Raw genomic sequence first — 25,325 nt, 5'->3', positions numbered from 1 at the left:
AAGCGGAGGATAACCGGAGGACATCTCAATTGATCCCACGCCGTTGCCATTTTGTGCGTGCGATCAGTCGGTCCGAGCCGGTTTTCATTCAGGGTAGACCTCTCCCGTCATGCCCGCGCTTGTCGTGGGCATCCACGTCTTCGAACCGCACCGTCAAAAGACCGTCATCCCCGGGCTTGGCCCGGGGATGACGGTGAAGCTGCATTACCGCATCCCGAGTCGTTCGGCGACGAGCCTCTCGGCGCGGGTCCGTTCCTCGGTGGTGAGGTCCTTCAGGGCGTTGTCGAGCCATGGATCGGTGAGGCCCTGGGCCGCAGCAAGAATATGCCAGGCGGCGGCGTCGATCTTGTTGGCGGGCACGCCCCGTCCGGCCACCAGCAGACGGGCCAGGCGGTTCTGGGCGATGGCGTTGCCCTTGGCGGCGGCGCGGCGGAAATAGCGTGCGGCCTGGGACTCACTTGCGGTCACGCCCTCGCCGTTGAAGAGCAGGATCGCGTATTCGACCTCGCCCACGGAGCTGCCGTTCTTGGCCGCGCGCTCGAAGAGGCGGGCGGCCTCCGAGGCGTCCTTCGCCACGCCACGCCCTTTCAGATAGAGCACGCCGAGCGCATGCTGGGCGTCAGGGATCTCTGCATCCGCTGCCTTGCGCAGCAGCTCGACTGCCTGCTCCAGATCCATGTCGGAGCCGCTGGTGAGAAGCAGCAGAGCGAGGTTGTGGCAAGCGACGCCATTGCCCTTGGCCGCAGCCTGCTCGAGCCAAGCTTTGCCCTGGGCAGGGTCTTTCTGCACGCCGCGCCCGTCGAGTGTCATGAGGCCCAGGGACGACATGGCATTGGCGTCGCCGCGCTGCGCGGCGAGCAGATACCATTCGGCGGCCTTCTTCGGATCGAGCGCCACACCAAGGCCCTGGTTGTAGAGCTCGCCCAGAAGGGTCATGGCGGCGGCATCGTTCTTGTTTCGCTCCAGCCGCAAGGCCGCCTCGCGGAAGGCCGTCTGGTAGAGGCCGCGCTGATAGGCGCCATAGGCGAGATCTGGCTCGGCCGCGCGCACTCCGACAACGGAGGCCAGCAGGAGAACGCCGCCGATAAGACCGGACGCCCGCATCAATGCGAGGCCCCCAGCCGGGCGAGGGCCTCAGCTGCAGCCTTCACGGCGGCAGCCGGGCCGTCCGGATGGCTCCAGACCGAATCCCCGAGGGCGATGAATTCCGCATGGGTGGCCGCCAGCGTCTCGACGGCCTCCAGGCTCGGTGCATAGGCGACGCAGGGCGTCTCGAATATCTCGGCCCACCAGGCGGCGCGCTCGGCAACACTTTCGAGCGAGGGGAGGGAGCCGTCACGGCGAGGCTCGCCGAAGAGCAGGTAGTCGACCCCGGCCTCACCGAGGCTCATGGCATCGTCCTTGGTACGGATGTCGCCTGCGCCGATGGCGCGTTCGGCCTTCAGGCGCTCGCGCAGTTCGCGGATCTGCGCTGGAGTCGCGCCCGAGACGTGGGCTCCGTCCGCGCCGCCGCGCACGGCCACATTGGCGAGATCGACCTCACCCTCGGCGGTCACGATAAGGGCCGCCCCGTGATCCTGAGCGGAGGGGCCAAGCGCCTTCACTAGGTTGGTGAGGCTGCGCTCGTCAGCGGCCCTCAAGCGCAGCAGCACGGCGGCCACGGCTCCGCCCTTGCAGGCCTCGGCCAGCTTGGGAGCGAAGGAGGCATCCTCCAGAACGGGAGTGATGAGATAAAGGCGGGCGGGCTCGGACATCGATCACGGAACTCGAAAAACGAAAGACAAGCATCCCATAACGAAAACGGGGCCATCTTGCGAGGCCCCGCTTGTCGATGAGGATTACGGCGACTGTGTGAGCGGTTGAACGAGACCGCTCAACGTCATCCCGGAACAAGTCCGGGGACGGCCATGACGCCGTGAGGCAGGTGCTTTCAGGTGCCTTTACTCAGCTGCCTGACGGCTGGAGCCGAAGGTTGGGTCGAGTTCGCCGGAGGCGTAGCGCTTGGCCATTTCGGAAAGCGTGAACACGCGCTTGATCTTCGAGGCCTGGCCTGCGGTATTGAACTCCTGCAGGCGCTGCTTGCAGAGCTTCGTCATCGCTTCCATGGCAGGCTTCAGATACTTGCGCGGATCGAACTCGCCGGGATTCTCGGTCAGAACCTTTCGGATCTGGCCGGTCATCGCCATGCGGTTGTCCGTGTCGATATTGATCTTGCGCACGCCGTGCTTGATGCCGCGCTGGATCTCCTCCACCGGCACGCCCCAGGTCGGCTTCATCTGGCCGCCGTACTGGTTGATGATGTCCTGCAGCTCCTGCGGAACCGAGGACGAGCCGTGCATCACGAGGTGTGTGTTGGGGAGCTTCTTGTGAATCTCCTCGATCACGTGCATGGCAAGGATCGCGCCGTCGGGCTTGCGGGTGAACTTGTAGGCGCCGTGCGAGGTGCCCATGGCGATGGCGAGCGCATCGACCTTCGTCTCGGCCACGAACTTCACGGCCTCGTCGGGGTTCGTCAGCAGCTGATCGTGCGAGAGCTTGCCCTCGGCGCCGTGGCCGTCTTCCTTGTCGCCCATGCCGGTTTCGAGAGAGCCCAGAACACCGAGCTCACCTTCCACCGAGATGCCGCCGAGATGGGCCATCTCGACCACCTTCTTGGTGACGCCGACATTGTAGTCCCAGTCGCCCGGGGTCTTGCCGTCCGCTTTCAGCGAACCGTCCATCATCACCGAGGTGAAGCCGGCCTGGATCGCGGTCATGCAGGTGGCGGGCTCGTTGCCGTGGTCGAGATGCACGCAGACCGGGATATGCGGATAGATCTCGGTCACCGCGTCCATCATGTGCTTGAGCATGACGTCGTTGGCGTAGGAGCGCGCGCCGCGGCTGGCCTGGATGATCACCGGCGCATCGACCTCGTTGGCCGCAGCCATGATCGCGAGCGCCTGCTCCATGTTGTTGATGTTGAAGGCAGGCACGCCATAGCCTTGCTCGGCTGCGTGATCCAGAAGCTGCCTCATCGTGATGCGGGCCATTTCATCCTCTCCGGGTTGGTTTTGGCTCTTTAAACGTGCGGAACCTGAACCTGAGCTTAAGCGATCCCGTCAGCGTTTTGTTTCGGCAAAGTGGGTACCCACTTTGCCGGAGCATGGTGTTTAAGCGCGCAGAGCTTCCACGCCGGGAAGCGCCTTGCCCTCGAGCCATTCGAGGAATGCGCCGCCTGCCGTGGATACATAGGTGAAGCTTTCCGCAACGCCAGCGTGGTTGAGGGCCGCCACCGTGTCGCCGCCGCCAGCGACCGAGACGAGTTTGCCTTCCTTCGTGCGCTGCGCCGCATGACGGGCAGCCGCCACGGTGCCCTGGTCGAAGGGCGGGATTTCGAAGGCGCCGAGCGGGCCGTTCCACACGAGCGTCGCCGCATCGTTGATCGCCGCATTGATGCGCTCGACCGATTGCGAGCCCACGTCGAGGATCATCTGGTCCTCGGGGATCGCATCGATGCCGTAGGTCTGGTTGTGCGCACCGGCCTTGAACTCGTAGGCGCACACGCCATCGACCGGCAGAATGATCGCGCAGTTGGAAGCGCGCGCCTTCTCGATGATGCGCATCGCGGTCGCGGCGAGATCCTTCTCGGCCAGCGACTTGCCGATGTTGAGGCCTGTCGCGTGCACGAAGGTGTTGGCCATGCCGCCGCCGATGACGAGGGCATCGACCTTGGTGACGAGGTTTTCGAGAAGGTCGATCTTGGTCGAAACCTTCGCGCCGCCCACGATGGCGACCACGGGGCGCTTGGGAGCCTCAAGCCCTTTGGTGAGCGCATCGAGTTCCGCCTGCATGGTGCGGCCGGCATAACCGGGCAGCACGCGGGCGAGGCCTTCCGTCGAAGCATGCGCGCGGTGCGCGGCCGAGAAGGCGTCGTTCACATAGATGTCGCCGAGCTTCGCGAGGGCCGAGACGAAGGCCGGATCGTTCTTCTCCTCGCCCGCGTGGAAGCGGGTGTTTTCGAGAAGAAGCACCTCGCCCTCTTTCAGAGCAGCGACCGCGTTGGAGGCTGCTTCGCCGATGCAGTCATCGGCGAAGGCCACATTCTTTCCGAGATGCTGCGAGACCGCTTCCGCAACCGGCTTCAGCGACTCCTTCGGGTCGCGTCCCTTCGGGCGTCCGAAATGGGCGAGCAGGATCACCTTGCCACCCTTGTCGGCGATTTCCCGGATGGTGGGAAGGACGCGCTCGATGCGCGTCGCGTCCGTCACCTTGCCGTTCTCCATGGGGACGTTGAGGTCCACACGGACGAGGACGCGTTTTCCCTTGACGTCGGCTTGGTCGAGCGTGCGGAAGGCGGTCATTGAGGCAGCCTCCTTAGATGAGCTTCGCCAGAGCGATGGCGGTGTCCGCCATGCGGTTCGAGAAGCCCCACTCGTTGTCGTACCAGGACAGGACGCGCACGAAGTTGCCCTCCATCACCTTGGTCTGATCCAGGTGGAACACGGAGGAGTGCGGATCGTGGTTGAAGTCCGACGAGACGTTCGGCTGGTTCGTGTAGCCGAGAATGCCCTTCAGCTCCTGATCGGCCGCGCGCTTGATCGCCTCGTTGATTTCTTCCTTGGTCGTCGCCTTCTTGGCGACGAACTTGAAATCGACCACGGACACGTTCGGGGTCGGCACGCGGATGGACGAGCCGTCGAGCTTGCCGTTGAGCTCCGGCAGGACGAGGCCCACCGCCTTGGCGGCGCCGGTCGAGGTCGGGATCATGTTCAGGGCCGCCGCGCGGGCGCGGTAGAGGTCCTTGTGCATCTGATCGAGAGTGGGCTGATCGTTGGTGTACGAGTGGATCGTCGTCATGAAGCCCTTCTCGATGCCCACCGTGTCGTGAAGCACCTTCGCCACGGGGGCGAGGCAGTTCGTGGTGCAGGAGGCGTTCGAGATGACGATGTGGTCCTTCGTCAGCTTGTCGTGGTTCACGCCGTAGACGACCGTGAGGTCGGCGCCGTCGGCGGGAGCCGAGACGATGACGCGCTTGGCGCCGGCGGTGAGGTGAGCGGAGGCCTTCTCCTTCGAGGTGAAGATGCCCGTGCACTCCATCGCGATGTCGACACCGAGTTCCCGGTGCGGCAGCGTCGCCGGATCCTTGATCGCGGTGACCTTGATCTTCCGGCCGTTGATGACGAGGAACTCGCCCTCGACCTGCACGTCGGCCGGGAAGCGGCCGTGGACGGAGTCGAAGCGCAGCAGGTGGGCATTCGTCTCCACCGGGCCGAGATCGTTGATGGCAACCACCTCGATATCCTTGCGGCCGCTCTCCACGATGCCGCGGAGGATATTGCGTCCGATGCGACCGAAACCGTTGATCGCGACCTTCACCGTCATAGTCTTAGCTCCCTTGTGATGAGGCCCTTGGCCTCTTCCAGTCTCAGAGATTATGCGTCCTGAGAACTTTTTCCGCCACTGCCTCGGCGGTGATGCCGAAGTGCTTGTAGAGGTCCTTGTAGGGCGCGCTGGCGCCAAACCCATGCATGCCGACGAAAATTCCGTCCGGACCGATCACCGAATCCCAGCCGAAACGCACAGCTGCCTCTACGGCAACCTTGATCGGCGCATCGCCGATGATCTCACGGCGCACCTTCTCGGGCTGGGCCAGGAACAGGTCGAGCGAGGGCACCGAGACCACGCGGACCTCGAAGCTCTGCTCTGCAAGGAGCTTCTGGGCCGCGAGCGCGATCTCGACCTCGGAGCCCGAGGCGAAGATGGTGGCGCGAGCCTTGCCGTTGGCTGGCGACAGCTCGTAGGCGCCGGTGGCCGAAAGATTCCTCGCGCCGCCGTCCTTGCGCACCTGCGGCAGGTTCTGGCGGGTGAGCGCCAGGGTCGTTGGGCCATCCGTGCGCTCAAGGGCCATCTGCCAGGCCTCCGCCGTCTCGATGGCATCCGCCGGGCGGAACACGCGCATCTTCGGCATGGCACGGAGAGCCGCCAGGTGCTCCACCGGCTGGTGGGTCGGGCCGTCTTCGCCCAGACCGATGGAGTCGTGGGTCATGACGTAGACCGCCGGAATGCCGGCGAGCGAGGCGATGCGCATGGCAGGGCGCGCATAGTCCGTGAAGACCAGGAAGGTCGCGCCGGCCGGGACGTAGCCGCCATGGAGAGCGATGCCGTTCATGGCCGCCGCCATGCCGTGCTCGCGGATGCCGTAATGGATGTAACGGCCCGCATAGCTGCCGGGCGAGATGGCGGTGAGGTTCTTGGTCTTGGTGTTGTTGGAGGGCGTCAGGTCCGCCGAACCCAGCACCAGTTCCGGTACGGCCTCGGTGATGACCTCGAGCGCGATCTCGCTCGCCTTGCGGGTGGCGACGTTCTGGGGCTCGGCCACCAGACGGTCCTTCAGCTTGGCGACGGCATCGGCGAGGCCTTGCGGGCGCACGCCCTTCACGCGGCGCTCGAACTCGGCGCGCTGCTCGGCGGGGCGGGCCTTGAGACGGTCGGTCCAGGCCTTGCGCAGGCGGCGGCCCTTCTTACCGGCCTTGGCCCAGGCGTCACGGATGCTGTCCGGGATCTCGAAAGGAGCGTGGCTCCAGCCGAACGCAGCCTTGGCGCCCGCCAGCTCCTCGGAGCCGAGCGGCTCACCGTGGGCCTTGGAGGTTCCGGCCTTCTTCGGAGCGCCGAAGCCGATGGTGGTCTTGCAGGCGATGAGGGTCGGCTTGTCCGACTTCTGCGCGCGGGCAATGGCGCGCTGGATCGCCTTCGGATCATGGCCGTCGATGCGCACCGCGTTCCAGCCGCAGGCCTGGAAGCGCTTCACCTGATCGACCGAGTCGGAAATCGAGAGCGGGCCGTCGATCGAGATCCCGTTGTCGTCCCACAGGACGATCATGCGGTTGAGCTTCAGGTGGCCGGCAAGAGCGATGGCCTCCTGGCTGATGCCTTCCATCAGGTCGCCGTCGGAGGCGAGCACATAGGTGTAATGGTCGACGAGGTCGTTGCCGTATTCGGCGTTGAGCATGCGCTCGGCGAGCGCGAAGCCCACTGCGGTCGCAATGCCCTGGCCCAGCGGACCCGTGGTCGTTTCGACGCCGGGGGTCATGAAGTTTTCCGGGTGGCCCGGGGTCTTCGAGTCGAGCTTGCGGAAGTTCTTCAGCTCCTCGACGGTCATGCCCTTCACGCCGGTCAGGTGGAGCAGGGCATAGAGCAGCATGGAGCCGTGGCCGGCCGAGAGGATGAACCGGTCGCGGTCGGGCCAGGTCGGGTCGGCGGCATCGTATTTCAGGAACTTGGTGAACAGCACGGTCGCAATATCGGCGGCGCCCATGGGCAGGCCCGGGTGACCGGATTTGGCTTGTTCGACGGCATCCATGGCGAGGACGCGCACGGCGTTCGCCAGATCGGAATGGGTGACGCGATCGGCGGGGACGGTATTCAGCACGGCGTGATCCACAAGTCTTGAAGGCCCCTGAAAGGGCGGTCTGTCTGAAAGCGTGGGCTCCTTAACACGGGGGAGGGGCGAGTCAAAGGCTTCAGGGGTCGTAATCCTCCGATCGGCCGTTGCTCCTTCAGGATTCGCCGCCTAGAGCATCGGATCCCAGAGTGGACTTGCACTTTTGGGAACTATCCGATGCTCATTCTTGAGAGTAGCGCATCGTCCTGAGCGGAAAACCGGGTCCACATTTCCGCATGATGCGCTAGTCTCAACCGATTCCAGGAGGCAGAATGACATCCCCTCTCGACGATGCGATGAAACGGCTTGATGTGGCCCTGGGGCTTTTGGAAGCCTCGGTGTCCCGCCGTTTAGAAGCCGACCGGCGCAAGGGGAGCCTGGAGACCGAGTTGCAGCTCATGCAGGACGACCGCTCCCGTCTCGCCGAGGAGCTGGATGGGGCGCTCACCCGCCTTCACCGCTTCGAGGTGGCGACCGACGACGTGAGCCGGCGCGTTCAGCTCGCCATCCTCGCCGTGCAGAACGTGCTTGCCCAAGCCGGGCAGCTCGAGTCCGGGCAGCTCGCGCTGGAAGAGGGTTGAGCATGGCCCAGGTCACGGTCACCATCGCCGGCCATACCTATCGCATTGCCTGCGCCGAGGGTGAGGAGGCGCATCTGGAGCGGCTGGCGGCGGCCTATGATTCCAGGATCGCGGAAATGCGCGCGGCTTTCGGCGAGATCGGCGACCTGCGCCTCCACGTCATGGCTGCCATGACACAGGCCGATGAGCTCGATGCGACCAAGAGGCGCCTCGTGGCGCTTGAGGCGGAGCTCGCCGGCCTGAAGTCCTTCGGCTCGTCAGGCGATGAGCGCACACTGATGATCGAAGCCAGGCTCGCGGAGGGAGTCGTCAAGGCCGCCGAGCGGATCGAGCAGCTGGCGCGCAGCCTGAATGCGACGGGGCAGGGGGAGACTCTGAAGCCATCCCGGACGGCGTTAGCCGATCCGGGATCATGCGCCGAATGAGGCGCTATTATCGTTGAACGATCCCGGGTTCCGCTTCGCAGCTCCGGAATGACACTTTTGATTATCGCTTATTGAGCGAACGACAGCCGATGTTGGCGCTGTCTCAGCGTCGTCAGAAGCTCCACATAAGGCTCCCGTCGCTCGTAATGCGCGGCCGTGATCTTCTTCTTGATGTGGCTCTTCAGCTCCTGGTCGGCGCAGCTGTGCTCGACCTGATCGAGCCGGATTTCGTACTCAACGTCGATATCGCCGAGCCGTTGCAGCACCTCCCGCATCATGGCGTCGATGCTGGGGGAACCGTTGCAGTCCTTACAGTACAGTTCTTTGTAATTGTTCTGTTTCAGATGGGCCATGTTTCCTCCCGTCGATGGATGGCTCATCCCCCACGAGACCCAGTATAGGGACAGGCTTGCGAGCATGGCCATCCGTAGTTTCCCTAGGGATCAGGCACGCCGCGCAGCCGAGTCTCGGAAGATCTCGGAGACCTGCTCACTTTCCCCCTTCCCCCCGACCTCTCCAGTCCCTACATAGGGAAGGCGGGGCTGCGGGGCGCGTTAGGAGTTCATATTCCCCGGGGCCTTATCGATCCTGAAGGGAGCTGTCCCTGACCCGGTCCGTGGACCGGGACATACGGCGCCCACCTACTTTGTAGGTTCCCGGGATCGTTTCTCCGACGGCTTTTGTGGCTCCGCACTTCATGCATTCTTGTCCTCCTCCCGCCTTGAAAGAACAGCTTCGCACCGAGGCGCTTGCCCGCCGTGACGGGCTCGACAAGGTTTTTCGCGAGGCGGCGGCTCAGGCGATTGCCGAGCAAGCCCTCGGCCTTTCCGATCTTCAGAACGTGACCCCGGTAGGGGGCTATTGGCCCATCCGCAGCGAGGTCGATCCGCGCCCGCTCATGGAAGCGCTCCTGGAGCGCGGGCAAGATGTCGCGCTCTCCCAGATCCTCCATCCCCATTTGAGCTGGCGCCTCTGGCAGCCCGGCGACGCACTCATCAAAGGCGGTTTCGGCGTGCGGGAGCCCGGACCCGATGCGCCGGAGGTTTTCCCGAAATGCCTCATCGTCCCCCTCGTCGCCTTCGACCGCAGGGGAGGGCGCATCGGCTACGGCAAGGGGCACTTCGACCGCGCCATCACGGCGCTCGAATCGCAGCATCCTATCTTGACCATTGGCTTGGCTTATGCGGTTCAGGAGATCGAGCAGGTTCCGGTCGAGGACCACGACCGCCTGCTCGACGTTATCATCACGGAAACCGAGCTTATTCGGACCAAGCCTGTTTAAGGGACCACCATGCGTCTTCTCTTCCTCGGCGACATCGTCGGGCGCGCCGGCCGCAATGCCGTCATCGAGCGGCTGCCGGGCCTTCGCGAACGCTGGAGCCTCGATTGCGTGGTGATCAACGGCGAGAACTCGGCCGGAGGCTTCGGCATCACCGAGACGATCTGCGACGAGATCCTGAACGCAGGCGCCGATGCGATCACGCTCGGCAACCACTCCTGGGACCAGCGCGAGACCCTCGTCTTCATCGAGCGTCAGCCGAAGCTCCTTCGCCCCATGAACTACCCGCTCGGCACGCCGGGACGGGGAGCGAACCTCATCGACACCCGCTCAGGCCATCGGGTTCTGGTGGTGCAGGTGATGGGCCGCCTCTACATGGATCCGCTCGACGATCCCTTCGTGGCCGTCGATCAGGCCCTTGAGGATTGTCCGCTGGGGCAGGTGGCGGATGCGATCATTGTCGATATCCATGCCGAGGCGACCAGCGAGAAGGAGGCCATGGGCTATTACCTCGACGGGCGGGCGAGCCTCGTCGTCGGCACTCATACCCATGTGCCCACCGCCGATCACCGGGTGCTGCCCGGCGGCACGGCCTATATGTCGGATGCGGGCATGTGCGGCGATTACGACAGCGTGCTCGGGATGCAGAAGGAGGAGGCGATCCGCCGCTTCATCCAGAAGACCCCCGGCACCCGTCTCGAACCCGGCCTCGGCGAGGGCACGCTCTCCGGCATCGCTGTGGAAACCGACGACCGGACCGGCCTGGCCCTCCGCGTGGCGGCGGTCCGGCTCGGGCCGAACCTGGAAGAAACCTGGCCCCGTTTCTGGGATTAGGGAGCCGCCTTTCTGACGCCGAGCCTTGGCCTCCTGAAAAAACATCCCCATCTTTGCGCCACGGAGGAACCGGTGGACGCCAAGACAGAATCGACCAGCGCCAGACGACGCCCTTACCGCGAGGATAGCGAGTTTCATCAGGCGCATCAGCATGATAGCGCCTCCGCCATGCTGCGATCCGTGATCGACGACGCCAAGGGAGAAGTGATCTCCATTGGCGAGATCATCGAGGCTTTCGGCGAGCGCGCCTTCGGTTTCGTGCTGATCCTGTTCTCCCTGCCCAATTGCGTGCCGAACGTGCCCGGCATCGCGGGCATCGTCGGCACTCCGGTCCTGATCTTTGGCATCCAGATGATGCTGGGCCACAAACGCCCCTGGCTGCCGGGCTTCATCATGCGGCAGACGGTGTCGGTTTCGAAGTTCAAGCGCCTGATCGACATTGCCGAGCCGAAGCTCCAGAAGCTCGAAAGCTTCTGCCGGCCGAGATTGACCGGCCTGTTCGGCCCCCTCGGCGACCGAGTGGTGGGGCTTTTCGCCGTTCTGGTGGCACTCTCCGTCCTCATTCCCTTCCCGGGCACCAACTTTCCGCCCTCCATCGCTCTCGTCATCGCCTCGATCGCGGTGATGGAGGAGGACGGCTATCTCTTGATCGCGGGCTATCTCATCGGAATCGCGGGGCTTGCCTATACGGTGACGGTGCTGGGGGCTTCCTACCAGCTCGTCATGGCGGCGATTGCCAATGTCCCGTACTGGCTCGGCTTTTAAGTTTTGAAGCATTATGCGCGGGGGGCTTGGCCTCAGGCCCCTCGCCGCCTTATAAGCCTGCAATCGTCAACATCCGCGAGCCTGACGAGCGCCCGTACGGGCAGCTCTCGGCCGCATCTCGGAGGCCCCGATGGCCGGACATTCGCAGTTTAAGAACATCATGCATCGCAAGGGGCGCCAGGATGCGATGCGCTCCAAGCTCTTCTCCAAGCTCGCCCGCGAAATCACCGTGGCGGCCAAGATGGGTACGCCCGACCCCAACATGAACCCGCGCCTGCGCGCCGCGATCCTCGCCGCCCGCGCCGAGAACATGCCCAAGGACAACATCCAGCGCGCCATCAACAAGGCGGCGGGCAATGATACCGAGAACTACGAGGAAATCCGCTATGAGGGCTACGGCCCCGGCGGCGCTGCGATCATCGTCGAGGCGATGACCGACAACCGCAACCGCACGGCCTCCGACATCCGCTCCTACTTCACGAAGAGCGGCGGCAATCTCGCCGAGACCGGAGCAGTGTCCTTCATGTTCGACCGGGTCGGCCTCGTGGAGTTCGGCCCCGAGGCAGCCGATGCCGACACGATGCTGGAAGCCGCCATCGAGGCTGGCGCCGATGATGTGGTCTCCACCGAAGATGGCCACGAGATCTATTGCGACCAGGGCTCGCTCAACGAGGTGACCAAGGCGCTCGAGGACAAATTCGGCGAGCCGAAGGCCTCCAAGCTCGTCTGGAAGCCGCAGACCCCGGTTTCCGTCGACGACGAGACCGGCGAGAAGCTCATGAAGCTCATGGAGTCGCTGGAAGAGCACGACGACGTCCAGAACGTCTACGGCAATTTCGAGCTCTCCGACGCTCTCATGCAGAAGATGGCGGGCTAATTTGCCATTGGACGGGATGCCCGGGCTTGTCCCGGGCATCCACGTCTTCTAACCACGCAAAAGGCGTGGATGGCCGTAAACCAAGTGCGGCCATGACGGCGGAGAACAGAAGTGACTGAACGCGTCCGCATCCTCGGCCTTGACCCCGGCCTGCGCAACACGGGCTGGGGCATCATCACCGTCGAGGGGACGAAGCTCTCCTATGTGGCTTGCGGGGTCGTGACCTCCGATGGCGATCTCGACCTCGCGCTGCGCCTCAAGCAACTCCATGACCGCCTGACCGAAGTCATCCGCGCCTGGACGCCCGACGAGGTCGCGGTCGAGGAAACCTTCGTCAACAAGGACGCGCAGGCGACCCTCAAGCTCGGCCAGGCCCGTGCCATGTCGCTCCTGGTGCCCGCGCTCCACAACCTGCCCGTGGCGGAATACGGCGCCAACCAGGTGAAGAAGACCGTGGTGGGCGTGGGACACGCCGAGAAGGATCAGGTGCAGGCCATGGTCAAGATCCTGCTGCCCAAGGCCGACTTCAAGAAGGCCGACGCGGCCGACGCGCTCGCCATCGCCATCGCCCATGCCCATCACCGCAAGGCGCGCGCTTTGGCGGCCAGCCTTTAAGATGTTACAGAGCAGCCGGTGTCATCCCCGGCGGCCCGAAGGGCCGGGAAGGGGATCCATGGCGGAGCACGTGAGTGGATTCCCTTCCCCTCCGCTGCGCTCCGGCCAGGAATGACAAGAAGAACAGGAGACGCGGGTGATCGGCAAACTCAAAGGCGTGGTGGATTCCTACGGCGAGGATTTCGTCATCATCGACGTCCACGGGGTCGGCTATGTGGTCCATTGCTCCTCCCGCACGCTCCAGAACCTGCCGCCCGTCGGCGAGGCGGCATCGCTCGCCATCGAAACCCATGTCCGCGAGGACATGATCCGCCTGTTCGGCTTCCGCTCGGATTCGGAGCGCGAGTGGTTCCGCCTGCTGCAATCCGTGCAGGGCGTGGGCTCCAAGGTGGCGCTCGGCATCCTCTCGGTGCTCGATCCCGGCAGCCTCGCCACGGCGATTGCCACCGGCGACAAGGCGTCGGTGGCGCGAGGCCCCGGCGTCGGCCCTAAGCTCGCTCAACGCATCGTCTCCGAACTCAAGGACAAGGCTCCGGCCTTCGGCGCCGTCGACCCGGCCCTCATTCGTCTTTCGGGGGCGGTGGAGGACAAGAGCGCCCCTGCTCCGGTGGCAGATGCCATCTCGGCCCTCGTCAATCTCGGCTATCCGCAGGTCCAGGCCTCCGCTGCGGTGGCCGCCGCCATGAAGCAGGCGGGAGACGAGGCCGAGGCGAAGACGCTGATCAGGCTGGGTTTGAGGGAGCTTGCGCGGTAAGCCCGAGAGGGCTTGGCCTGCAGCCAATCGACGTTCCCGTTTTGATCTCGTTAAGAATAGCGTATTAGTGTCTCGCCGCCTATATGAAGCCTTTGGAAGGTAAGCCTCTTTGACCGATTCACGCCGCCTGCTCAGCCCCGAAAAACGCGAGGACGATGTCGATGCGTCGATCCGGCCGCTGTCGCTTTCCGACTTCACGGGCCAGGCCGCCGCACGCGCCAACCTCCAGGTCTTCATCAATGCCGCCAAAGCCCGAGGCGATGCGCTCGACCACGTGCTCTTCGTCGGTCCTCCGGGCTTGGGCAAGACGACGCTCGCGCAGATCGTGGCCCGCGAACTCGGCGTGAACTTCCGCTCGACCTCGGGCCCCGTCATCGCGAAGGCGGGCGATCTCGCGGCTCAGCTCACAAACCTCGAAGAGCGTGACGTGCTCTTCATCGACGAGATCCATCGCCTCAATCCGGCGGTGGAGGAAATCCTCTATCCGGCCATGGAGGATTACCAGCTCGACCTGATCATCGGCGAAGGCCCCGCTGCGCGCTCGGTGAAGATCGAGCTGCCGAAATTCACGCTCGTCGGCGCAACCACCCGCGCAGGTCTGCTGACGACGCCGTTGCGCGACCGCTTCGGCATCCCGATCCGCCTCGAGTTCTACACCATCGAGGAGCTGGAGCTTATCGTGCGCCGCGGCGCGCGCGTGCTGGGCCTCGGCATGAGCGACGAGGGCGCCAACGAGATCGCCCGCCGTGCGCGCGGTACGCCGCGCATTGCAGGGCGCCTGCTTCGTCGCGTGCGCGATTTCGCCATCGTCGAGGGAGTCCAGATCGTGTCCCGCGATCTGGCGGATCGGTCACTGCGCCTGCTCGACGTGGACCCCATCGGCCTCGATCTGATGGACCGCAAATACCTCACCATGATCGCCAATTCCTTCGGCGGCGGTCCGGTGGGCATCGAGACGATCGCGGCAGCGCTTTCCGAGCCGCGCGATGCCATCGAGGACATCATCGAACCCTATCTCATCCAGAAGGGCTTCGTGCAGCGCACGCCACGCGGACGCATCCTCACGCCGCACGCCTTCAAGCATCTCGGGATTCCGGAGCCGACGCGCGAGACCACCGCACAGTTCGGTCTGTTCAATGGAGACGAGGATGAGTGAGGCAGGCTGTCCCTGGCCCCATCTCTCCGGCCTCATGCAGGATGGCGCGCATATCCTGCCGGTGCGCGTCTATTACGAGGACACGGATTTTTCCGCCCGCGTCTATCACGCGAGCTATTTGCGCTTCCTGGAGCGCGGCCGCACCGAGATCCTGCGCGCGGTGGAAGTGGCGCAGTCTGATCTGCATGCGGAGATGGGTGGGCTCGCCTTCGTGGTCCGCAAGATGAATATCGATTTTCTCGGCGCTGCCGTCATGGATGACGTGCTCACCGTCGTGACACGCTCGAGGGAAATCCGTGGGGCCTCGATGACCCTGCAGCAGGAGGTGCGCCGGGGCGATGACGTTCTGGTTCGCGCCGACGTGATGGTGGCGGCCGTCCGCGACGGCCGGGCAGTGCGCATTCCCGACAATCTCCGAGCGGCGCTTTCAGCGGGCCAGGAGATCTAAGCACATCCCCTCTCCCTGAGGGAGAGGCTCGGGTTGCGTCTCACGGGTTTCAGGGCTCGCAGCCGCTATCCTCGTCGTGGCCGCGCTCGTTTTTTGCGTCATGGCCGGCCTTGCGCCGGCCATCCACGTCTTGGGGAACACCGCGCGAAGAAGACGTGGATCCCCGGGCCAAGCCCGGGATGACGAGGTGAAGGCGGGGTGACGGGGATGACGGCGAGGGCGAGGCCCATTCCGGGCGGAGCGCAGCGGCGACCCGGGATCGTTGTCAGGGCCGGGCCCAGCTCTTTTCCTTGTTGGGAGGGGGCGAGAGTCCGCTTTCGGCATGCATTCCAACCAAGGGCTTCTTGGTTGCGGACATGCCGCAGAGGCATGTCGCCCCGCTCTGCTTCCGGCGCATGGCAGCCCGGACTTTGCCGGGCCATAAGGCTGATTTCAAAGCTCTTTGGCCCTGCTTAAACCAAGCCTTAACCTTACTCAGTGCCTAAAAGAACACAGTCTGAAAGTCATTGGCTCCCCGGGAGTCCGCGCCCTTATTTTCGACAGATTCGCGGGCGAACGAGCAGGGTAAGCAAACAAGATTTTCCTAGACCTGAAAGCGGTGGGCCTTGGGACTTCCTCCAAGGTTGCTCGAAGAGCGAGGACGAGACTTATGAATCCGGCTGATGTGGCCCAGGCCGCTCCTGTGGCGCACGACCTGTCCTTTTTTAGCCTGTTCTGGCAGGCGCATTTCGTCGTCAAGCTTGTGATGATCGGGCTTCTGGCCGCTTCCGTATGGTGCTGGGCCATCATCATCGACAAGACGCTGCTCTATGCCCGCACCAAACGCGCGATGGACCGTTTCGAGGACGTGTTCTGGTCCGGCCAGTCGCTGGAGGAACTGTTCCGCTCGCTCCAGAGCCGCCCGGCCACGGGCCTTGCGGCCGTGTTCGTCGCCGCCATGCGCGAATGGAAGCGCTCCTTCGAGGGCTCGGCGCGCTCGTTCCAGAGCCTGTCGCAGCGCATCGACAAGGTTCTCGACGTCACGATTCAGCGCGAGGTGGAGCGTCTCGATTCCCGCCTCATGATCCTGGCCTCCATCGGCTCGGCCGGTCCCTATATCGGCCTCTTCGGCACGGTGGTGGGCATCATGAATTCGTTCACCTCGATTGCGGCCTCGAAGAACACGAGCCTTGCGGTCGTGGCTCCCGGTATCGCGGAGGCGCTGTTCGCCACCGCTATCGGCCTCTTCGCAGCCATTCCGGCGGTGCTTGCCTACAACAAGCTCCAGTCGGAAGTCGCCAAGCTGCAGTCGCGGTTGGAGGGCTTTGCGGACGAATTCTCCGCCATCCTGTCGCGCCAGATCGACGAGCGCCTCTCGCGCGCGGCTTGAGAGAAGGATCTTTAAGCCATGGCCATGGTTGCAGCAGGAGGCAGGGCAGGCGGACGTCGCCGCAGGCGCGGGAAGCGCGGTGGCGCGATCAACGAGATCAACATGACGCCGTTCATCGACGTCATGCTGGTGCTGCTCATCATCTTCATGGTGGCGGCTCCCATGATGACCGCCGGCGTGCCGCTCGATCTGCCGCAGACAAAGGCAGCACCGCTCAATTCGGATGCGAAGCCCGTCACGCTGTCCATCAAGGCGACGGGACAGGTTTTCCTCGGTGAGACCGAGCTGAGGGATGAAGCCATCGTCGGCAAGCTCGCCGAGGTGTCGAAAGCAGGTTTCGACGAGCGCATCTTCGTCCGTGGCGACAAGAAGGTTGATTACGGGCGTGTCGCCCAGATCATGAGTATCGTCACAACCGCTGGCTACAAGCGGGTCGCGCTCGTGACCGAGATGGAACAGCGCTGAAGGAATTGAAGGTAAGGGGCAAACACACGTGGCGTTGAAGGATCATTTCAACCCCTCCGAACCAGGCTTCTGGGTCTCCGGCGTCGCGCATGCGGCGCTGCTGACGGCCGCCCTGATCGGTTTGCCCTTCGCGGCCGAATTTCCCGAGGCGCAGGAAGGCATCCCCGTCGAGGTGATCACCGACAATCAGTTCTCGCAGATCACCAAGGGCGAGACGGATGCGAAGGCCGTGCAGCCCAATCCGAAGCCCCGCGCCGACCGTGTCGCCGACAAGGCCGAGCAGCGCGATCCCGGAGAGGACAAGGTCAACGCGCCCGCGCCTCCGAAGCGTCCTGAAAACATGAAGGTCGCCGACAAGGACGAGGCGACGGCGGCCCCGCCGCCACCGCCGCCTCCGCCGGCCAAGACCGCCGAGCAGAAGGCTGCCGAGGCGAAGGCCGAGGAAGAAAAGAAGATGGCCGAGAAGGCGGAAGCCGAAGCCATAGAAAAGGCCAAGGCCGCCGAGCAGGCGAAGGCCGAAGCGGAAGCAAAAGCCAAGGCCGAAGCCAAGGCGAAAGCGGAGGCCGAGGCCAAGCGCGTCGCCGAGGAGAAAGCCGCGAAGGCGAAAGCCGAGGCCGAAGCAAAGGCCAAAGCGGAAGCGGAAGCCAAAAAGATTGCGGAAGCGAAAGCCAAGGCCGAAGCCGAGGCAAAGGCGCGCAAGGAAGCGCAGGTCGCCAAGAAGTTCGACGAGGGTGACCTGAGGCAGTTCCTCGACAACAAGGACAAGAACCGCTCCACCGGTGCAACCGGGTCGGAAGTTCAGAAGACCGCGTCACTTGGCACCGCAACCGGCACGGCCGCGAAGCTCAATCCGAGCCAGCGCGATGCGCTCATGGGCATCTTCCAGGAGCAGATGAAGCGCTGCTACCAAGCCCCGATCAGCGCCTCGAATGGCGATGCGACACCGCCGCTCCTCGATATTCGCCTCAACCAGGATGGCACGCTTGCGAGCGAGCCGACCGTGATGCGAGTCGGTGGCACCACCACTGACCGTGCCGTGGCCGATGCTGCTGTGCGTGCCGTGCGGCGTTGCGCCCCCTATCGTGTCCCCACCCAGTACCTGCAGTTCTATTCGGACTGGAAGATCCTCAACGTCCAGTTCGATCTCTCCTGATCTTTAAGCCCATCACGCTTGAGACATGACATCATGATCATTCGCCTCGTCTCCCGTCTTCTTGTCGCGCTGTCCATCATCGTTCCGATGGCAGCGCTCGCGCCTGCGGCCCACGCGCAGCTCTCTTTCCGGGTCGGCCCGGGCGGACAGTTCCAGCCCATGCCGATTGCCATTGCCGATTTTTCGGGCGAGGGCGATCTCGGTCAGCGCGTATCCGGCATCATCACCAATAACCTGCAGCGCTCGGGCTATTTCGCGCCGCTCGACAAGTCGCGCTTCCCCGAGCGGCCGTCGTTCGACGCGGCACCGCGCTTTGATGCGTGGAAGATGGCAGGCGCACAGGCTCTCGTGACGGGCCGCATCTCGCGCGATCCGTCGGGCCGTCTGCGTGCCGAGTTCCGTCTGTGGGACATCGATTCCGGACAGCAGCTGACGGGCCAGCAATATGTGACGGATGCCAATTTCTGGCGCCGGGTCGGCCATATCATTTCCGATGCGGTCTACGCGAAGATCACGGGCTTCGGCGGTTTCTTCGACACGCGCATCGTGTTCGTCGAAGAATCGGGTCCGAAGGAGAACCGCCGCAAGCGTCTCGCCATCATGGATCAGGACGGTGCCAACGTGCGCTACCTGACGCAAGGCGATACGAGCGTGGTGACGCCGCGCTATTCGCCGGTGACGCAGGAGATCGCCTTCATGTCGCAGGTCGAAGGCCAGCAGCCGCGCGTGCAGGTGATCAACCTCGAGACCGGTTCGCGTCAGGTCGTCGGCAATTTTCCCGACATGACGTCGTCTCCGCGCTTCGCGCCGGATGGTCAGCGCATCGTCATGAGTCTGCAGCAGGGCGGCAATGCCAACATCTACATGATGAACCTCGGCTCGCAGGCGACCACCCGCCTGACCTCGACCGGCGCTATCGACACCTCGCCGTCCTTCTCGCCGGACGGTTCGCAGATCGTGTTCGAGAGCGATCGCGGCGGCAAGCAGCAGCTCTACGTGATGGGTGTGGACGGTTCGAACCAGCGCCGCATCTCGTTCGGCGACGGCTCCTATTCGCAGCCGGCGTGGTCGCCGCGCGGCGATTATATCGCCTTCACCAAGCAGCATTCCGGTGGTTTCGCCATCGGAATCATGAAGCCGGACGGATCGGGCGAGCGCATCCTGACGGAAGGCTTCCACAACGAGAGCCCGGTCTGGGCGCCCAATGGCCAGTACATCCTGTTCTTCCGCGATCCGGGCGGCCAATCCGGAGGCAAGCTCTACATGGTGGACATCACCGGCCGCGTGGAGCAGCCCGTGCCGACGCCATCCTTCGCGTCGGACCCGACCTGGTCTCCACTGCTCAGCGAGACGCGGCAGTGAGAAAAACAAAGGGGCGCTTCGGCGCCCCTTTTTCGTTGAGGTGGTTTCGCCCCTTCGGCTGATCCGGTACACCGCACGTCGTCACCGGCCTTGTGCCGGTCATCCCGATTGGGTCAGCGCAGTGCTCCTCAAAAGCGGGGTGGCCGGGACTGATCCCCCGATCAAGTCCGGGGACGGCCATGACAGGGAGGAAAACTCCGTATCATGCCCGCAGCGAGGCGCTGCCGGTGAACTCCTCCTTGCGGCTGCGCAGCTTGAACGCGAGGATGATGAGCGCGATGCCGAAGACCATCGCATAGGCACCGAGCCACCAGGTCAGGACGACAGCGCCGATGAGCGGCGCGATCAGAAGCGCGACGCCGAACAGAACCGACACGAGACCGCTGAAGATCAGCCAGCCTCGCCCGAAGGTCGGGCTCAGCTTGAAGGCTGCGACGATCATCAGGACGCCCGTGATCAGTGACCAGACCGCGAGCAGGGTGACGAAGAACACGACCGTGAGGCCCGGCATGAGGAAGGCAAGAATGCCGACGAGGATGTTGAGGACGCCTTCCAGGATCAGCAGGCCCCAGCGCTCATGCTGCGCAGCGGCGCGGATGCCGGAGACGATCCCGAACACGCCATCGACCAGCATGTAGGCCGAGAAGAAAAGCACGAAGGACAGGATCGTCGCATCCGGCCAGAAGAAGGCGATCAGTGCGAAGATGATGGCGAAGACGCCGCGAAGCGCCACGGCCCACCAGTTGCGCGCCAGAAGCACGCTCATGGATTCGGCGCGGTAGAGCGGGTCGTAGGAAGAGGGATTGGAGGTGCCGGAAGCCATCGTCGTCTCCTTCGCTCATGCCTCTTCATCGAGGCAGCACCCTATCAATGCCAAGCTTGGCGGCTGGTTTCCTTCATTCCCCAGCGGAGGCTTCTTCTTCCTTGATTTTACTCAACCGGCGCCTGATCGCCAGCTTGCGCCGCCTCAGGCGCACGCGCCGCTTGATGCGAAAGGCGCGGATGAGGAGCGCAAGACCGAACCAGCCAAGGGCGATCACGATGGGAGCGATGATCAGCGCCGGAAATACAGTGATCAGGACCGCCAGCGCCAGAAGGGCAAAGCCGATGATGGCGATGCTGCTGGTCTCGGTCGCGGTGAGCGAGCGTGACCCCATGGCCTTGCCGATGCTGCTCGAGAGCGCGAGAGCACCGGCGGCGAGCCTGCGCACGCCACCTCGCTTGAAGCGATGACCGCGGCGCGAGCGCATGTTGCGGGCCCTCTTGCGGCGGGATTGCCATCCGGGCACAATCTCGGTGGCGTTGGCGAGATCCTCCAGATACATCGCCTCCATGGCTTCGGCGAAACCTGAATCCTCGACGATCACATCGAGCTCCCAGTTCGTCGCCCAGCTCGCGAAATTGAGATTGGTGGAGCCCACCCGTGCCCAGCGCCCATCCACCACGGCGGTCTTGGCGTGGAGCATCGAGCCGTTCCATTCGAACACGCGAATGCCGGCTTCGATGAGCGAACGGTAGCCCGCGCGCACGATGGGCTGAAGCGCGGGCACGTCGCTCGAGCCCGGCACGAGAAGGCGCACGTCCACCCCATCGCGCGCCGCTTCGCCGAGCGCCTGCACATAGGATGTTGTCGCGACGAAATAGGCGTCGGTCAGCCACAAATTGCGCTGCGCGGTGGCGGCGATGAACTGATCGACGCGGTAGGTGCGGAACATGCCGGGCTCGCCGCTGATGAGCCTTGCTGCCATCGTGCCCGCATGCGGGATCATGTCGGCGTGGGACAGGTCGCATTTCGGGATCGCGCGCATGCCCGCGAGCACCCAGCTTTCCGCAAAAGCCGCATCGAGATCGGCAACGACCGGGCCTTCGAGCGAGATGCCCGTATCACGCCAAGGCTCGCTCTCCTTCCCGCCCTCCCAGCTGTCCGAGATGCACAGGCCCGACACGAAGCCGATTCGCCCATCCACCGTGATCAATTTGCGGTGATTGCGCCTGACCCAGAACGGGTCCGTCAACCGGGGCGGGTTGAACACCCGCGCTTCCACGCCTGCCTCGCGCAGGCGGCGCCAGAAGGCGGGGAGGGCACGAAAGGAGGAGCCCAGCCAGTCATAGAGCACGCGAACCTTCACGCCCGCCTGAGCCCGCTCCATGAGAGCATCCGCGAACATCCGGCCGGTCTCGTCATCGGCAATGATGAAGTTCTCGAAGTGAATGACGCGTTCGGCCGACCGGATCGCATCCAGCCAGGCCGGATAGTTCTCCTTCGAGTTCTTCAGCAGTTTAATGGCGTTGCCCAGGCGCAGGTCGCTGTCGGCAATGCGTGAGAACGCGCGCTCCATGCGGAGCTCGTCCAAGGCTGCACGATATGGCTGGATCGACAGTCCGGGCTGGTTCGTCATGAGATTCATGATCTTTCAACGCTCAAGGCAGGCATTCGGCGCACGAAAGGGAGTGATGAATACCTAAACCTGCCTTAACCTCCTGTTAACCCTGAGCCAAAGTTCCACAACTTGGCCATAATTCACCTTAATCCCGGCAGCGCCTCTTAAGGTTGACGGAACCCTCCCTTAACCATCGCCCGATATAAACCTCACAACGTTCGGCAAACGTGTGTGTAAGGAGTATTGCCTATGATGTCGCTGCGCGCCGTCAAATTCGCCGCTGCTATCGTCCTCGCCCTTGGGGCCGCAGCCTGTTCTTCCAACAAAGACGGCATGGCCGATGGATCTGGCGGCTTCGGCGCCGGTGGTGCTGCGACCCCCGGCAGTGCCCAGGACTTTGTCGTGAATGTCGGCGACCGCGTCTTCTTCGAGACCGACTCGACGGATCTCACGCCCACCGCCGTCGCCACGCTCGACAAGCAGGCCCAGTGGCTGCAGCGCTATCCGAACTACACTTTCATCCTGGAAGGCCATGCGGACGAGCGCGGCACCCGCGAATACAACTTCTCCCTCTCGGCCCGTCGTGCCCAGACCGTGCGTGACTACCTGATCTCGCGCGGCATCCCCGGCAACCGCTTCCGCACCGTGTCCTATGGCAAGGAGCGTCCGGTGGCCGTCTGCAACGACATCTCCTGCTGGTCGCAGAACCGCCGCGCGGTCACCGTCCTCGGTGGGGCCAGCTCGTAAGCCTTCTGGGCACTGAAACGTGAAACCTCGAAGCGTCGCCACATTATCGCCGTGGCGGCGCTTTTGTGTTATCGGCACAGTCGCCTAAGATCCCCTCACGGTATCCAGCATGTTACGACGCCTCTTTGTCTTTTTCGCCTTGGCTCTTGCTCTGGCAGCCCCTGCCGCCGCGCAGGACGCGGCCGACGCCATCGTGCGCCTCAATCGGCTCGAGAACCAGATGCGGCAGATGTCCGGCCAGCTTGAGCAACTCCAGTTCGAGAACCGCCAGCTGAAGGACCAGCTCCGCAAGTTCCAGGAGGATGTGGAGTTCCGCTTCCAGGATCTCGGCGGCCGCGGCGGCTCCAGGCCTGCCAGTCCGTCCGCAACGCCGGCTCCTCGTCCGGCGCAGCCCCAAGCTCAGCCCCAGGCGACGCCCCAGCGTCGCAGCGACGTGTTCGATCCATCTCAAGACCCCAATGCCCCGGGCGCTCCGCGCCCGCTGGGCGCCACGCCTCCGTCCGCGCCGCTCGCTGATGCGGAAGAAGGGCAGGGGGGTGAGCAGTTCGCCGGTATCGGCGAACTGATCGAGGAAGATGAGCAGGCTGCCCCCGACGCGGCAGGTAATGGCATGGCGATCCCCCAGGGCGCGCTCCCGGCCCGGCCGGGTCCGAGCGTTGCGGCGACCAGCGTCGGCAATCCGCGGGCCGATTTCGATGCGGCCTATACCTCCTTCACGCAGAGGGCCTATGACCAGGCCGAAATGGGCTTCCGCCGTTTCCTGCAGTCCAACCCCCGCGACAGGCTGGTGCCCGAGGCCACGTTCTGGCTGGGTGAAACCTATCTCCAGCGCAATCGCTACCGCGAGGCTGCCGAGCAGTTTCTGAACGTTTCCACCGATCATCCGGAGGCCGCAAAGGCTCCCGATGCGATGCTGCGTCTCGGTGTGGCTCTCAACGGCCTGGGTGCCCGCGACCGGGCCTGCGCCGTTTTCGCCGAACTCGACCGCAAATACCCGCAGGCTTCCGCCAATGTCCGCCAGGCTTCCGAGCGCGAGCAGAAGCGCAACAAGTGCACCTGATCCAGGCTGACCCGATCGAGCACCCGAACCGTGGCCGCTCCTGTGCCTGACGATCCGCTCCCGACCATCGATCCGGAGCTGCTTTTTTCCCATTTGAGCCATGCCACGGGCATCCTGGCGGCCGTCTCCGGCGGGCCCGATTCCATGGCGATGATGCATCTGCTCGCGCTCTGGCGCTCGGAGCACAAAACTCCCATTGTCGTTGCCACCGTCGACCACGGCCTGCGTCCCGAAGCGGCCGAGGAGGCCGCCTTTGTGGCCCGGGAGGCGGCTGCCTTGAGCCTTCCCCACCGCACCCTCGTCTGGACAGGCGAGAAGCCCAAGACCGGCCTGCAGGAGGCCGCACGCGAGGCGCGCTATCGCCTCCTCGTCCAATATGCCCGCGAGGTGGGAGCGTCCCATTTCGTTACCGCCCATACCCAGGACGACCAGGCCGAGACGATCCTGATGCGTCTCGCGAAGGGCTCGGGCCTGAAAGGGTTGACGGGCATGCGTCGGGAGCGGAACCGGGAGGGCGTCACCCATGCGAGACCGCTGCTCGGCTGGCCGAAGGCGGCGCTCCTCGACCTCTGCCAAACGAGAGGCTGGCGCTTCGTCACGGATCCTTCCAATGCAGACGAGCGCTTCGCCCGTGTCCGCTGGCGCAGGCTGATGCCGCTTCTGGCGGAGGAGGGGTTGACCGCAAGCCGCCTGGCTCGCCTGGCCGAGCGGGTCGCGCAGGCTGACGAGGCGCTGGAGATTAAGGCGCGTGAGGCTATGGAGAGCGCGACCCCGGAGGCAGGAGAGGGGGGATTTTCCTTCCGGGCGGCCTGCCTTGCCGACGAGCCCTTCGAAATCGGGTTGAGGATCCTGGCTCAGGCTCTGGGCCGGATCGAGCTCGACAATATTCGCCTTCAAAGGTTGGAGAGCTGCGTTGAACGCCTGCGGACGGCAATTCTGGCCGGTGAGAGCCTGCGTCTGACGATTGCCGGGGCGCTCCTCGATCTCGACCGGACCGGGCGCTTAAGAGTGAGGCCGGAACCGCCCCGCTCACGAGGCCGTTAGCAAATTCTCTTAGCCAAGACCTTCGGATGATGCCGCATACGCGCCGCATTCCCTTGGCAAGGGGGAACGGTGTGCCTACATTGAGTTTAGCCGCATGGGGAGGTTTCCCATCTTTCTCGTGCTTCATCTCCCTCTGGGGCAGAACCTGATCCGATGAATTCAAATTTCCGCAACTTTGCCTTGTGGGTTGTCATTTTCCTCCTGGTGCTGGCGCTCGTCACCCTTTTCCAGAGCCCGGGCCACCGAGGCGGCGGCAGCGACATCGCCTACAGCCAGCTTCTGAACGACGCTGACGCTGGGCGCATTTCAAACGTCATTATCTCGGGTCCCGAGATCAGCGGCACCTATACAGACGGTCGTACCTTCTCGTCCTATGCGCCCAATGACCCCACTCTGGTCTCGAAGCTGCAGCAGAAGGGCGTGCAGATCACGGCGCGTCCGCAATCCGACTCGACCCCCTGGTTCATCGCCGTGCTGATGAACATCCTGCCCATCGCGCTCTTCATCGGCGCCTGGGTGTTCCTGTCGCGCCAGATGCAGAATGGCGCAGGCCGGGCCATGGGATTCGGCAAGTCCAAGGCCAAACTCCT

27 protein-coding genes and 1 other RNA gene are annotated in these 25,325 nt (G+C 64.2%); 19 read left to right on the top strand and 9 right to left on the bottom strand.

Annotated elements, in window-relative coordinates; genetic code table 11:
- Nucleotides 1-204: 204 nt before the first annotated feature.
- The 6 genes from AA309_RS11715 to tkt all read right to left on the bottom strand — a co-directional run bounded on the left by AA309_RS11715 (nucleotide 205) and on the right by tkt (nucleotide 7,339).
- A complete protein-coding gene (locus AA309_RS11715) occupies nucleotides 205-1,104 on the bottom strand; it encodes a tetratricopeptide repeat protein (protein WP_047189205.1) in 900 nt (299 codons plus the stop codon).
- A complete protein-coding gene (locus AA309_RS11710) occupies nucleotides 1,104-1,754 on the bottom strand; it encodes a thiamine phosphate synthase (RefSeq protein WP_047189204.1) in 651 nt (216 codons plus the stop codon). The genes AA309_RS11715 and AA309_RS11710 overlap by 1 nt, the downstream gene beginning before the upstream one ends.
- A 186-nt stretch (nucleotides 1,755-1,940) precedes the next feature.
- Nucleotides 1,941-3,029, bottom strand: coding sequence for a class II fructose-bisphosphate aldolase (gene fba, locus AA309_RS11705; protein WP_047189203.1), 1,089 nt, complete (start codon nucleotides 3,027-3,029; stop codon nucleotides 1,941-1,943).
- A 120-nt stretch (nucleotides 3,030-3,149) separates the two neighbouring features.
- A complete protein-coding gene (locus AA309_RS11700) occupies nucleotides 3,150-4,340 on the bottom strand; it encodes a phosphoglycerate kinase (RefSeq protein ID WP_047189202.1) in 1,191 nt (396 codons plus the stop codon).
- 13 nt (nucleotides 4,341-4,353) lie between these two features.
- Entirely contained in the window at nucleotides 4,354-5,361 is a 1,008-nt protein-coding gene (gap, locus tag AA309_RS11695; protein ID WP_047189201.1) for a type I glyceraldehyde-3-phosphate dehydrogenase, read from the bottom strand.
- 43 nt (nucleotides 5,362-5,404) lie between these two features.
- On the bottom strand, nucleotides 5,405-7,339 hold the full coding sequence (gene tkt, locus AA309_RS11690) for a transketolase (protein WP_047189255.1): 1,935 nt from the start codon (nucleotides 7,337-7,339) through the stop codon (nucleotides 5,405-5,407).
- Nucleotides 7,340-7,692: 353 nt separating this feature from the next.
- Between tkt and AA309_RS11685 the strand changes: the two genes are divergently transcribed.
- Nucleotides 7,693-8,001 (top strand): DUF4164 domain-containing protein, encoded by a 309-nt coding sequence (locus AA309_RS11685; protein ID WP_047189200.1) that lies wholly within the window; start codon nucleotides 7,693-7,695, stop codon nucleotides 7,999-8,001.
- Nucleotides 8,002-8,003: 2 nt separating this feature from the next.
- Nucleotides 8,004-8,426: a cell division protein ZapA gene (locus AA309_RS11680; protein WP_047189199.1), complete on the top strand. Its 423-nt coding sequence runs from the start codon at nucleotides 8,004-8,006 to the stop codon at nucleotides 8,424-8,426.
- Between the two features lie 68 nt (nucleotides 8,427-8,494).
- On the opposite strand, the gene AA309_RS11675 is transcribed toward AA309_RS11680, so the two are convergent.
- A complete protein-coding gene (locus tag AA309_RS11675) occupies nucleotides 8,495-8,779 on the bottom strand; it encodes a hypothetical protein (protein WP_150117510.1) in 285 nt (94 codons plus the stop codon).
- A 183-nt stretch (nucleotides 8,780-8,962) separates the two neighbouring features.
- Between AA309_RS11675 and ssrS the strand changes: the two genes are divergently transcribed.
- The 13 genes from ssrS to tolB all read left to right on the top strand — a co-directional run bounded on the left by ssrS (nucleotide 8,963) and on the right by tolB (nucleotide 19,503).
- Nucleotides 8,963-9,119: non-coding RNA, 6S RNA (gene ssrS, locus AA309_RS33035), on the top strand.
- Between the two features lie 4 nt (nucleotides 9,120-9,123).
- Nucleotides 9,124-9,708: a 5-formyltetrahydrofolate cyclo-ligase gene (locus AA309_RS11670; protein WP_047189197.1), complete on the top strand. Its 585-nt coding sequence runs from the start codon at nucleotides 9,124-9,126 to the stop codon at nucleotides 9,706-9,708.
- Between the two features lie 9 nt (nucleotides 9,709-9,717).
- Nucleotides 9,718-10,539 carry a TIGR00282 family metallophosphoesterase gene (locus AA309_RS11665; RefSeq protein ID WP_047189196.1) on the top strand — a complete coding sequence of 274 codons (822 nt, stop codon included), beginning with the start codon at nucleotides 9,718-9,720 and terminating at the stop codon, nucleotides 10,537-10,539.
- Between the two features lie 72 nt (nucleotides 10,540-10,611).
- Nucleotides 10,612-11,304 (top strand): exopolysaccharide biosynthesis protein, encoded by a 693-nt coding sequence (locus tag AA309_RS11660; RefSeq protein ID WP_047189195.1) that lies wholly within the window; start codon nucleotides 10,612-10,614, stop codon nucleotides 11,302-11,304.
- Nucleotides 11,305-11,434: 130 nt separating this feature from the next.
- Nucleotides 11,435-12,181, top strand: coding sequence for a YebC/PmpR family DNA-binding transcriptional regulator (locus AA309_RS11655; RefSeq protein ID WP_047189194.1), 747 nt, complete (start codon nucleotides 11,435-11,437; stop codon nucleotides 12,179-12,181).
- Nucleotides 12,182-12,292: 111 nt separating this feature from the next.
- Nucleotides 12,293-12,796: a crossover junction endodeoxyribonuclease RuvC gene (ruvC, locus tag AA309_RS11650; RefSeq protein WP_047189193.1), complete on the top strand. Its 504-nt coding sequence runs from the start codon at nucleotides 12,293-12,295 to the stop codon at nucleotides 12,794-12,796.
- A 136-nt stretch (nucleotides 12,797-12,932) separates the two neighbouring features.
- Nucleotides 12,933-13,550, top strand: a complete 618-nt coding sequence (gene ruvA / locus AA309_RS11645; RefSeq protein ID WP_047189192.1) for a Holliday junction branch migration protein RuvA — start codon at nucleotides 12,933-12,935, stop codon at nucleotides 13,548-13,550.
- Between the two features lie 109 nt (nucleotides 13,551-13,659).
- Nucleotides 13,660-14,706 (top strand): Holliday junction branch migration DNA helicase RuvB, encoded by a 1,047-nt coding sequence (gene ruvB / locus AA309_RS11640; protein ID WP_047189191.1) that lies wholly within the window; start codon nucleotides 13,660-13,662, stop codon nucleotides 14,704-14,706.
- Nucleotides 14,699-15,154 (top strand): tol-pal system-associated acyl-CoA thioesterase, encoded by a 456-nt coding sequence (gene ybgC, locus AA309_RS11635; protein ID WP_200901980.1) that lies wholly within the window; start codon nucleotides 14,699-14,701, stop codon nucleotides 15,152-15,154. Before ruvB ends, ybgC begins: the two co-directional genes overlap by 8 nt.
- Nucleotides 15,155-15,803: 649 nt before the next feature.
- Nucleotides 15,804-16,523, top strand: coding sequence for a protein TolQ (tolQ, locus tag AA309_RS11630; RefSeq protein ID WP_047189190.1), 720 nt, complete (start codon nucleotides 15,804-15,806; stop codon nucleotides 16,521-16,523).
- An 18-nt stretch (nucleotides 16,524-16,541) separates the two neighbouring features.
- The gene (locus AA309_RS11625) at nucleotides 16,542-16,988 is read left to right on the top strand and encodes an ExbD/TolR family protein (RefSeq protein ID WP_047189189.1); all 447 of its coding nucleotides are present in this window, start codon (nucleotides 16,542-16,544) and stop codon (nucleotides 16,986-16,988) included.
- A gap of 28 nt (nucleotides 16,989-17,016) precedes the next feature.
- Nucleotides 17,017-18,141: a cell envelope integrity protein TolA gene (tolA, locus tag AA309_RS11620; RefSeq protein WP_047189188.1), complete on the top strand. Its 1,125-nt coding sequence runs from the start codon at nucleotides 17,017-17,019 to the stop codon at nucleotides 18,139-18,141.
- A gap of 33 nt (nucleotides 18,142-18,174) precedes the next feature.
- The gene (tolB, locus tag AA309_RS11615) at nucleotides 18,175-19,503 is read left to right on the top strand and encodes a Tol-Pal system beta propeller repeat protein TolB (protein WP_084731123.1); all 1,329 of its coding nucleotides are present in this window, start codon (nucleotides 18,175-18,177) and stop codon (nucleotides 19,501-19,503) included.
- A 202-nt stretch (nucleotides 19,504-19,705) separates the two neighbouring features.
- Here the strand turns inward: tolB and AA309_RS11610 are convergent, their stop codons facing one another.
- Nucleotides 19,706-20,326 carry an HdeD family acid-resistance protein gene (locus tag AA309_RS11610; RefSeq protein WP_047189187.1) on the bottom strand — a complete coding sequence of 207 codons (621 nt, stop codon included), beginning with the start codon at nucleotides 20,324-20,326 and terminating at the stop codon, nucleotides 19,706-19,708.
- Between the two features lie 73 nt (nucleotides 20,327-20,399).
- Nucleotides 20,400-21,902: a phospholipase D-like domain-containing protein gene (locus AA309_RS11605; RefSeq protein WP_244470329.1), complete on the bottom strand. Its 1,503-nt coding sequence runs from the start codon at nucleotides 21,900-21,902 to the stop codon at nucleotides 20,400-20,402.
- Nucleotides 21,903-22,133: 231 nt separating this feature from the next.
- Between AA309_RS11605 and pal the strand changes: the two genes are divergently transcribed.
- The 4 genes from pal to AA309_RS11585 all read left to right on the top strand — a co-directional run.
- Nucleotides 22,134-22,631: a peptidoglycan-associated lipoprotein Pal gene (pal, locus tag AA309_RS11600; protein WP_150117509.1), complete on the top strand. Its 498-nt coding sequence runs from the start codon at nucleotides 22,134-22,136 to the stop codon at nucleotides 22,629-22,631.
- A 109-nt stretch (nucleotides 22,632-22,740) separates the two neighbouring features.
- Nucleotides 22,741-23,691, top strand: coding sequence for a tol-pal system protein YbgF (gene ybgF / locus AA309_RS11595; protein WP_047189185.1), 951 nt, complete (start codon nucleotides 22,741-22,743; stop codon nucleotides 23,689-23,691).
- A 30-nt stretch (nucleotides 23,692-23,721) separates the two neighbouring features.
- Entirely contained in the window at nucleotides 23,722-24,735 is a 1,014-nt protein-coding gene (tilS, locus tag AA309_RS11590; protein WP_244470328.1) for a tRNA lysidine(34) synthetase TilS, read from the top strand.
- A gap of 153 nt (nucleotides 24,736-24,888) precedes the next feature.
- A partial coding sequence (locus tag AA309_RS11585; protein WP_047189184.1) for an ATP-dependent metallopeptidase FtsH/Yme1/Tma family protein occupies nucleotides 24,889-25,325 on the top strand: 437 nt, incomplete at its 3' end.

Origin of the sequence: Microvirga vignae (assembly GCF_001017175.1) — a bacterium.
In the GTDB taxonomy this organism is placed as follows: domain Bacteria; phylum Pseudomonadota; class Alphaproteobacteria; order Rhizobiales; family Beijerinckiaceae; genus Microvirga; species Microvirga vignae.
Note: the sequence above shows the minus strand (reverse complement) of the source record. Positions and strands in the feature narration are given on the sequence as shown.

Coding starts and splice junctions, on each gene's coding strand:
- AA309_RS11715 (WP_047189205.1), bottom strand. CDS start 1,104: ATGCGGGCGTCCGGTCTTATCGGCGGCGTTCTCCTGCTGGCCTCCGTT.
- AA309_RS11710 (WP_047189204.1), bottom strand. CDS start 1,754: ATGTCCGAGCCCGCCCGCCTTTATCTCATCACTCCCGTTCTGGAGGAT.
- fba (WP_047189203.1), bottom strand. CDS start 3,029: ATGGCCCGCATCACGATGAGGCAGCTTCTGGATCACGCAGCCGAGCAA.
- AA309_RS11700 (WP_047189202.1), bottom strand. CDS start 4,340: ATGACCGCCTTCCGCACGCTCGACCAAGCCGACGTCAAGGGAAAACGC.
- gap (WP_047189201.1), bottom strand. CDS start 5,361: ATGACGGTGAAGGTCGCGATCAACGGTTTCGGTCGCATCGGACGCAAT.
- tkt (WP_047189255.1), bottom strand. CDS start 7,339: ATGGATGCCGTCGAACAAGCCAAATCCGGTCACCCGGGCCTGCCCATG.
- AA309_RS11685 (WP_047189200.1), top strand. CDS start 7,693: ATGACATCCCCTCTCGACGATGCGATGAAACGGCTTGATGTGGCCCTG.
- AA309_RS11680 (WP_047189199.1), top strand. CDS start 8,004: ATGGCCCAGGTCACGGTCACCATCGCCGGCCATACCTATCGCATTGCC.
- AA309_RS11675 (WP_150117510.1), bottom strand. CDS start 8,779: ATGGCCCATCTGAAACAGAACAATTACAAAGAACTGTACTGTAAGGAC.
- AA309_RS11670 (WP_047189197.1), top strand. CDS start 9,124: ATGCATTCTTGTCCTCCTCCCGCCTTGAAAGAACAGCTTCGCACCGAG.
- AA309_RS11665 (WP_047189196.1), top strand. CDS start 9,718: ATGCGTCTTCTCTTCCTCGGCGACATCGTCGGGCGCGCCGGCCGCAAT.
- AA309_RS11655 (WP_047189194.1), top strand. CDS start 11,435: ATGGCCGGACATTCGCAGTTTAAGAACATCATGCATCGCAAGGGGCGC.
- ybgC (WP_200901980.1), top strand. CDS start 14,699: ATGAGTGAGGCAGGCTGTCCCTGGCCCCATCTCTCCGGCCTCATGCAG.
- tolQ (WP_047189190.1), top strand. CDS start 15,804: ATGAATCCGGCTGATGTGGCCCAGGCCGCTCCTGTGGCGCACGACCTG.
- AA309_RS11625 (WP_047189189.1), top strand. CDS start 16,542: ATGGCCATGGTTGCAGCAGGAGGCAGGGCAGGCGGACGTCGCCGCAGG.
- tolB (WP_084731123.1), top strand. CDS start 18,175: ATGATCATTCGCCTCGTCTCCCGTCTTCTTGTCGCGCTGTCCATCATC.
- AA309_RS11610 (WP_047189187.1), bottom strand. CDS start 20,326: ATGGCTTCCGGCACCTCCAATCCCTCTTCCTACGACCCGCTCTACCGC.
- AA309_RS11605 (WP_244470329.1), bottom strand. CDS start 21,902: ATGACGAACCAGCCCGGACTGTCGATCCAGCCATATCGTGCAGCCTTG.
- pal (WP_150117509.1), top strand. CDS start 22,134: ATGATGTCGCTGCGCGCCGTCAAATTCGCCGCTGCTATCGTCCTCGCC.
- ybgF (WP_047189185.1), top strand. CDS start 22,741: ATGTTACGACGCCTCTTTGTCTTTTTCGCCTTGGCTCTTGCTCTGGCA.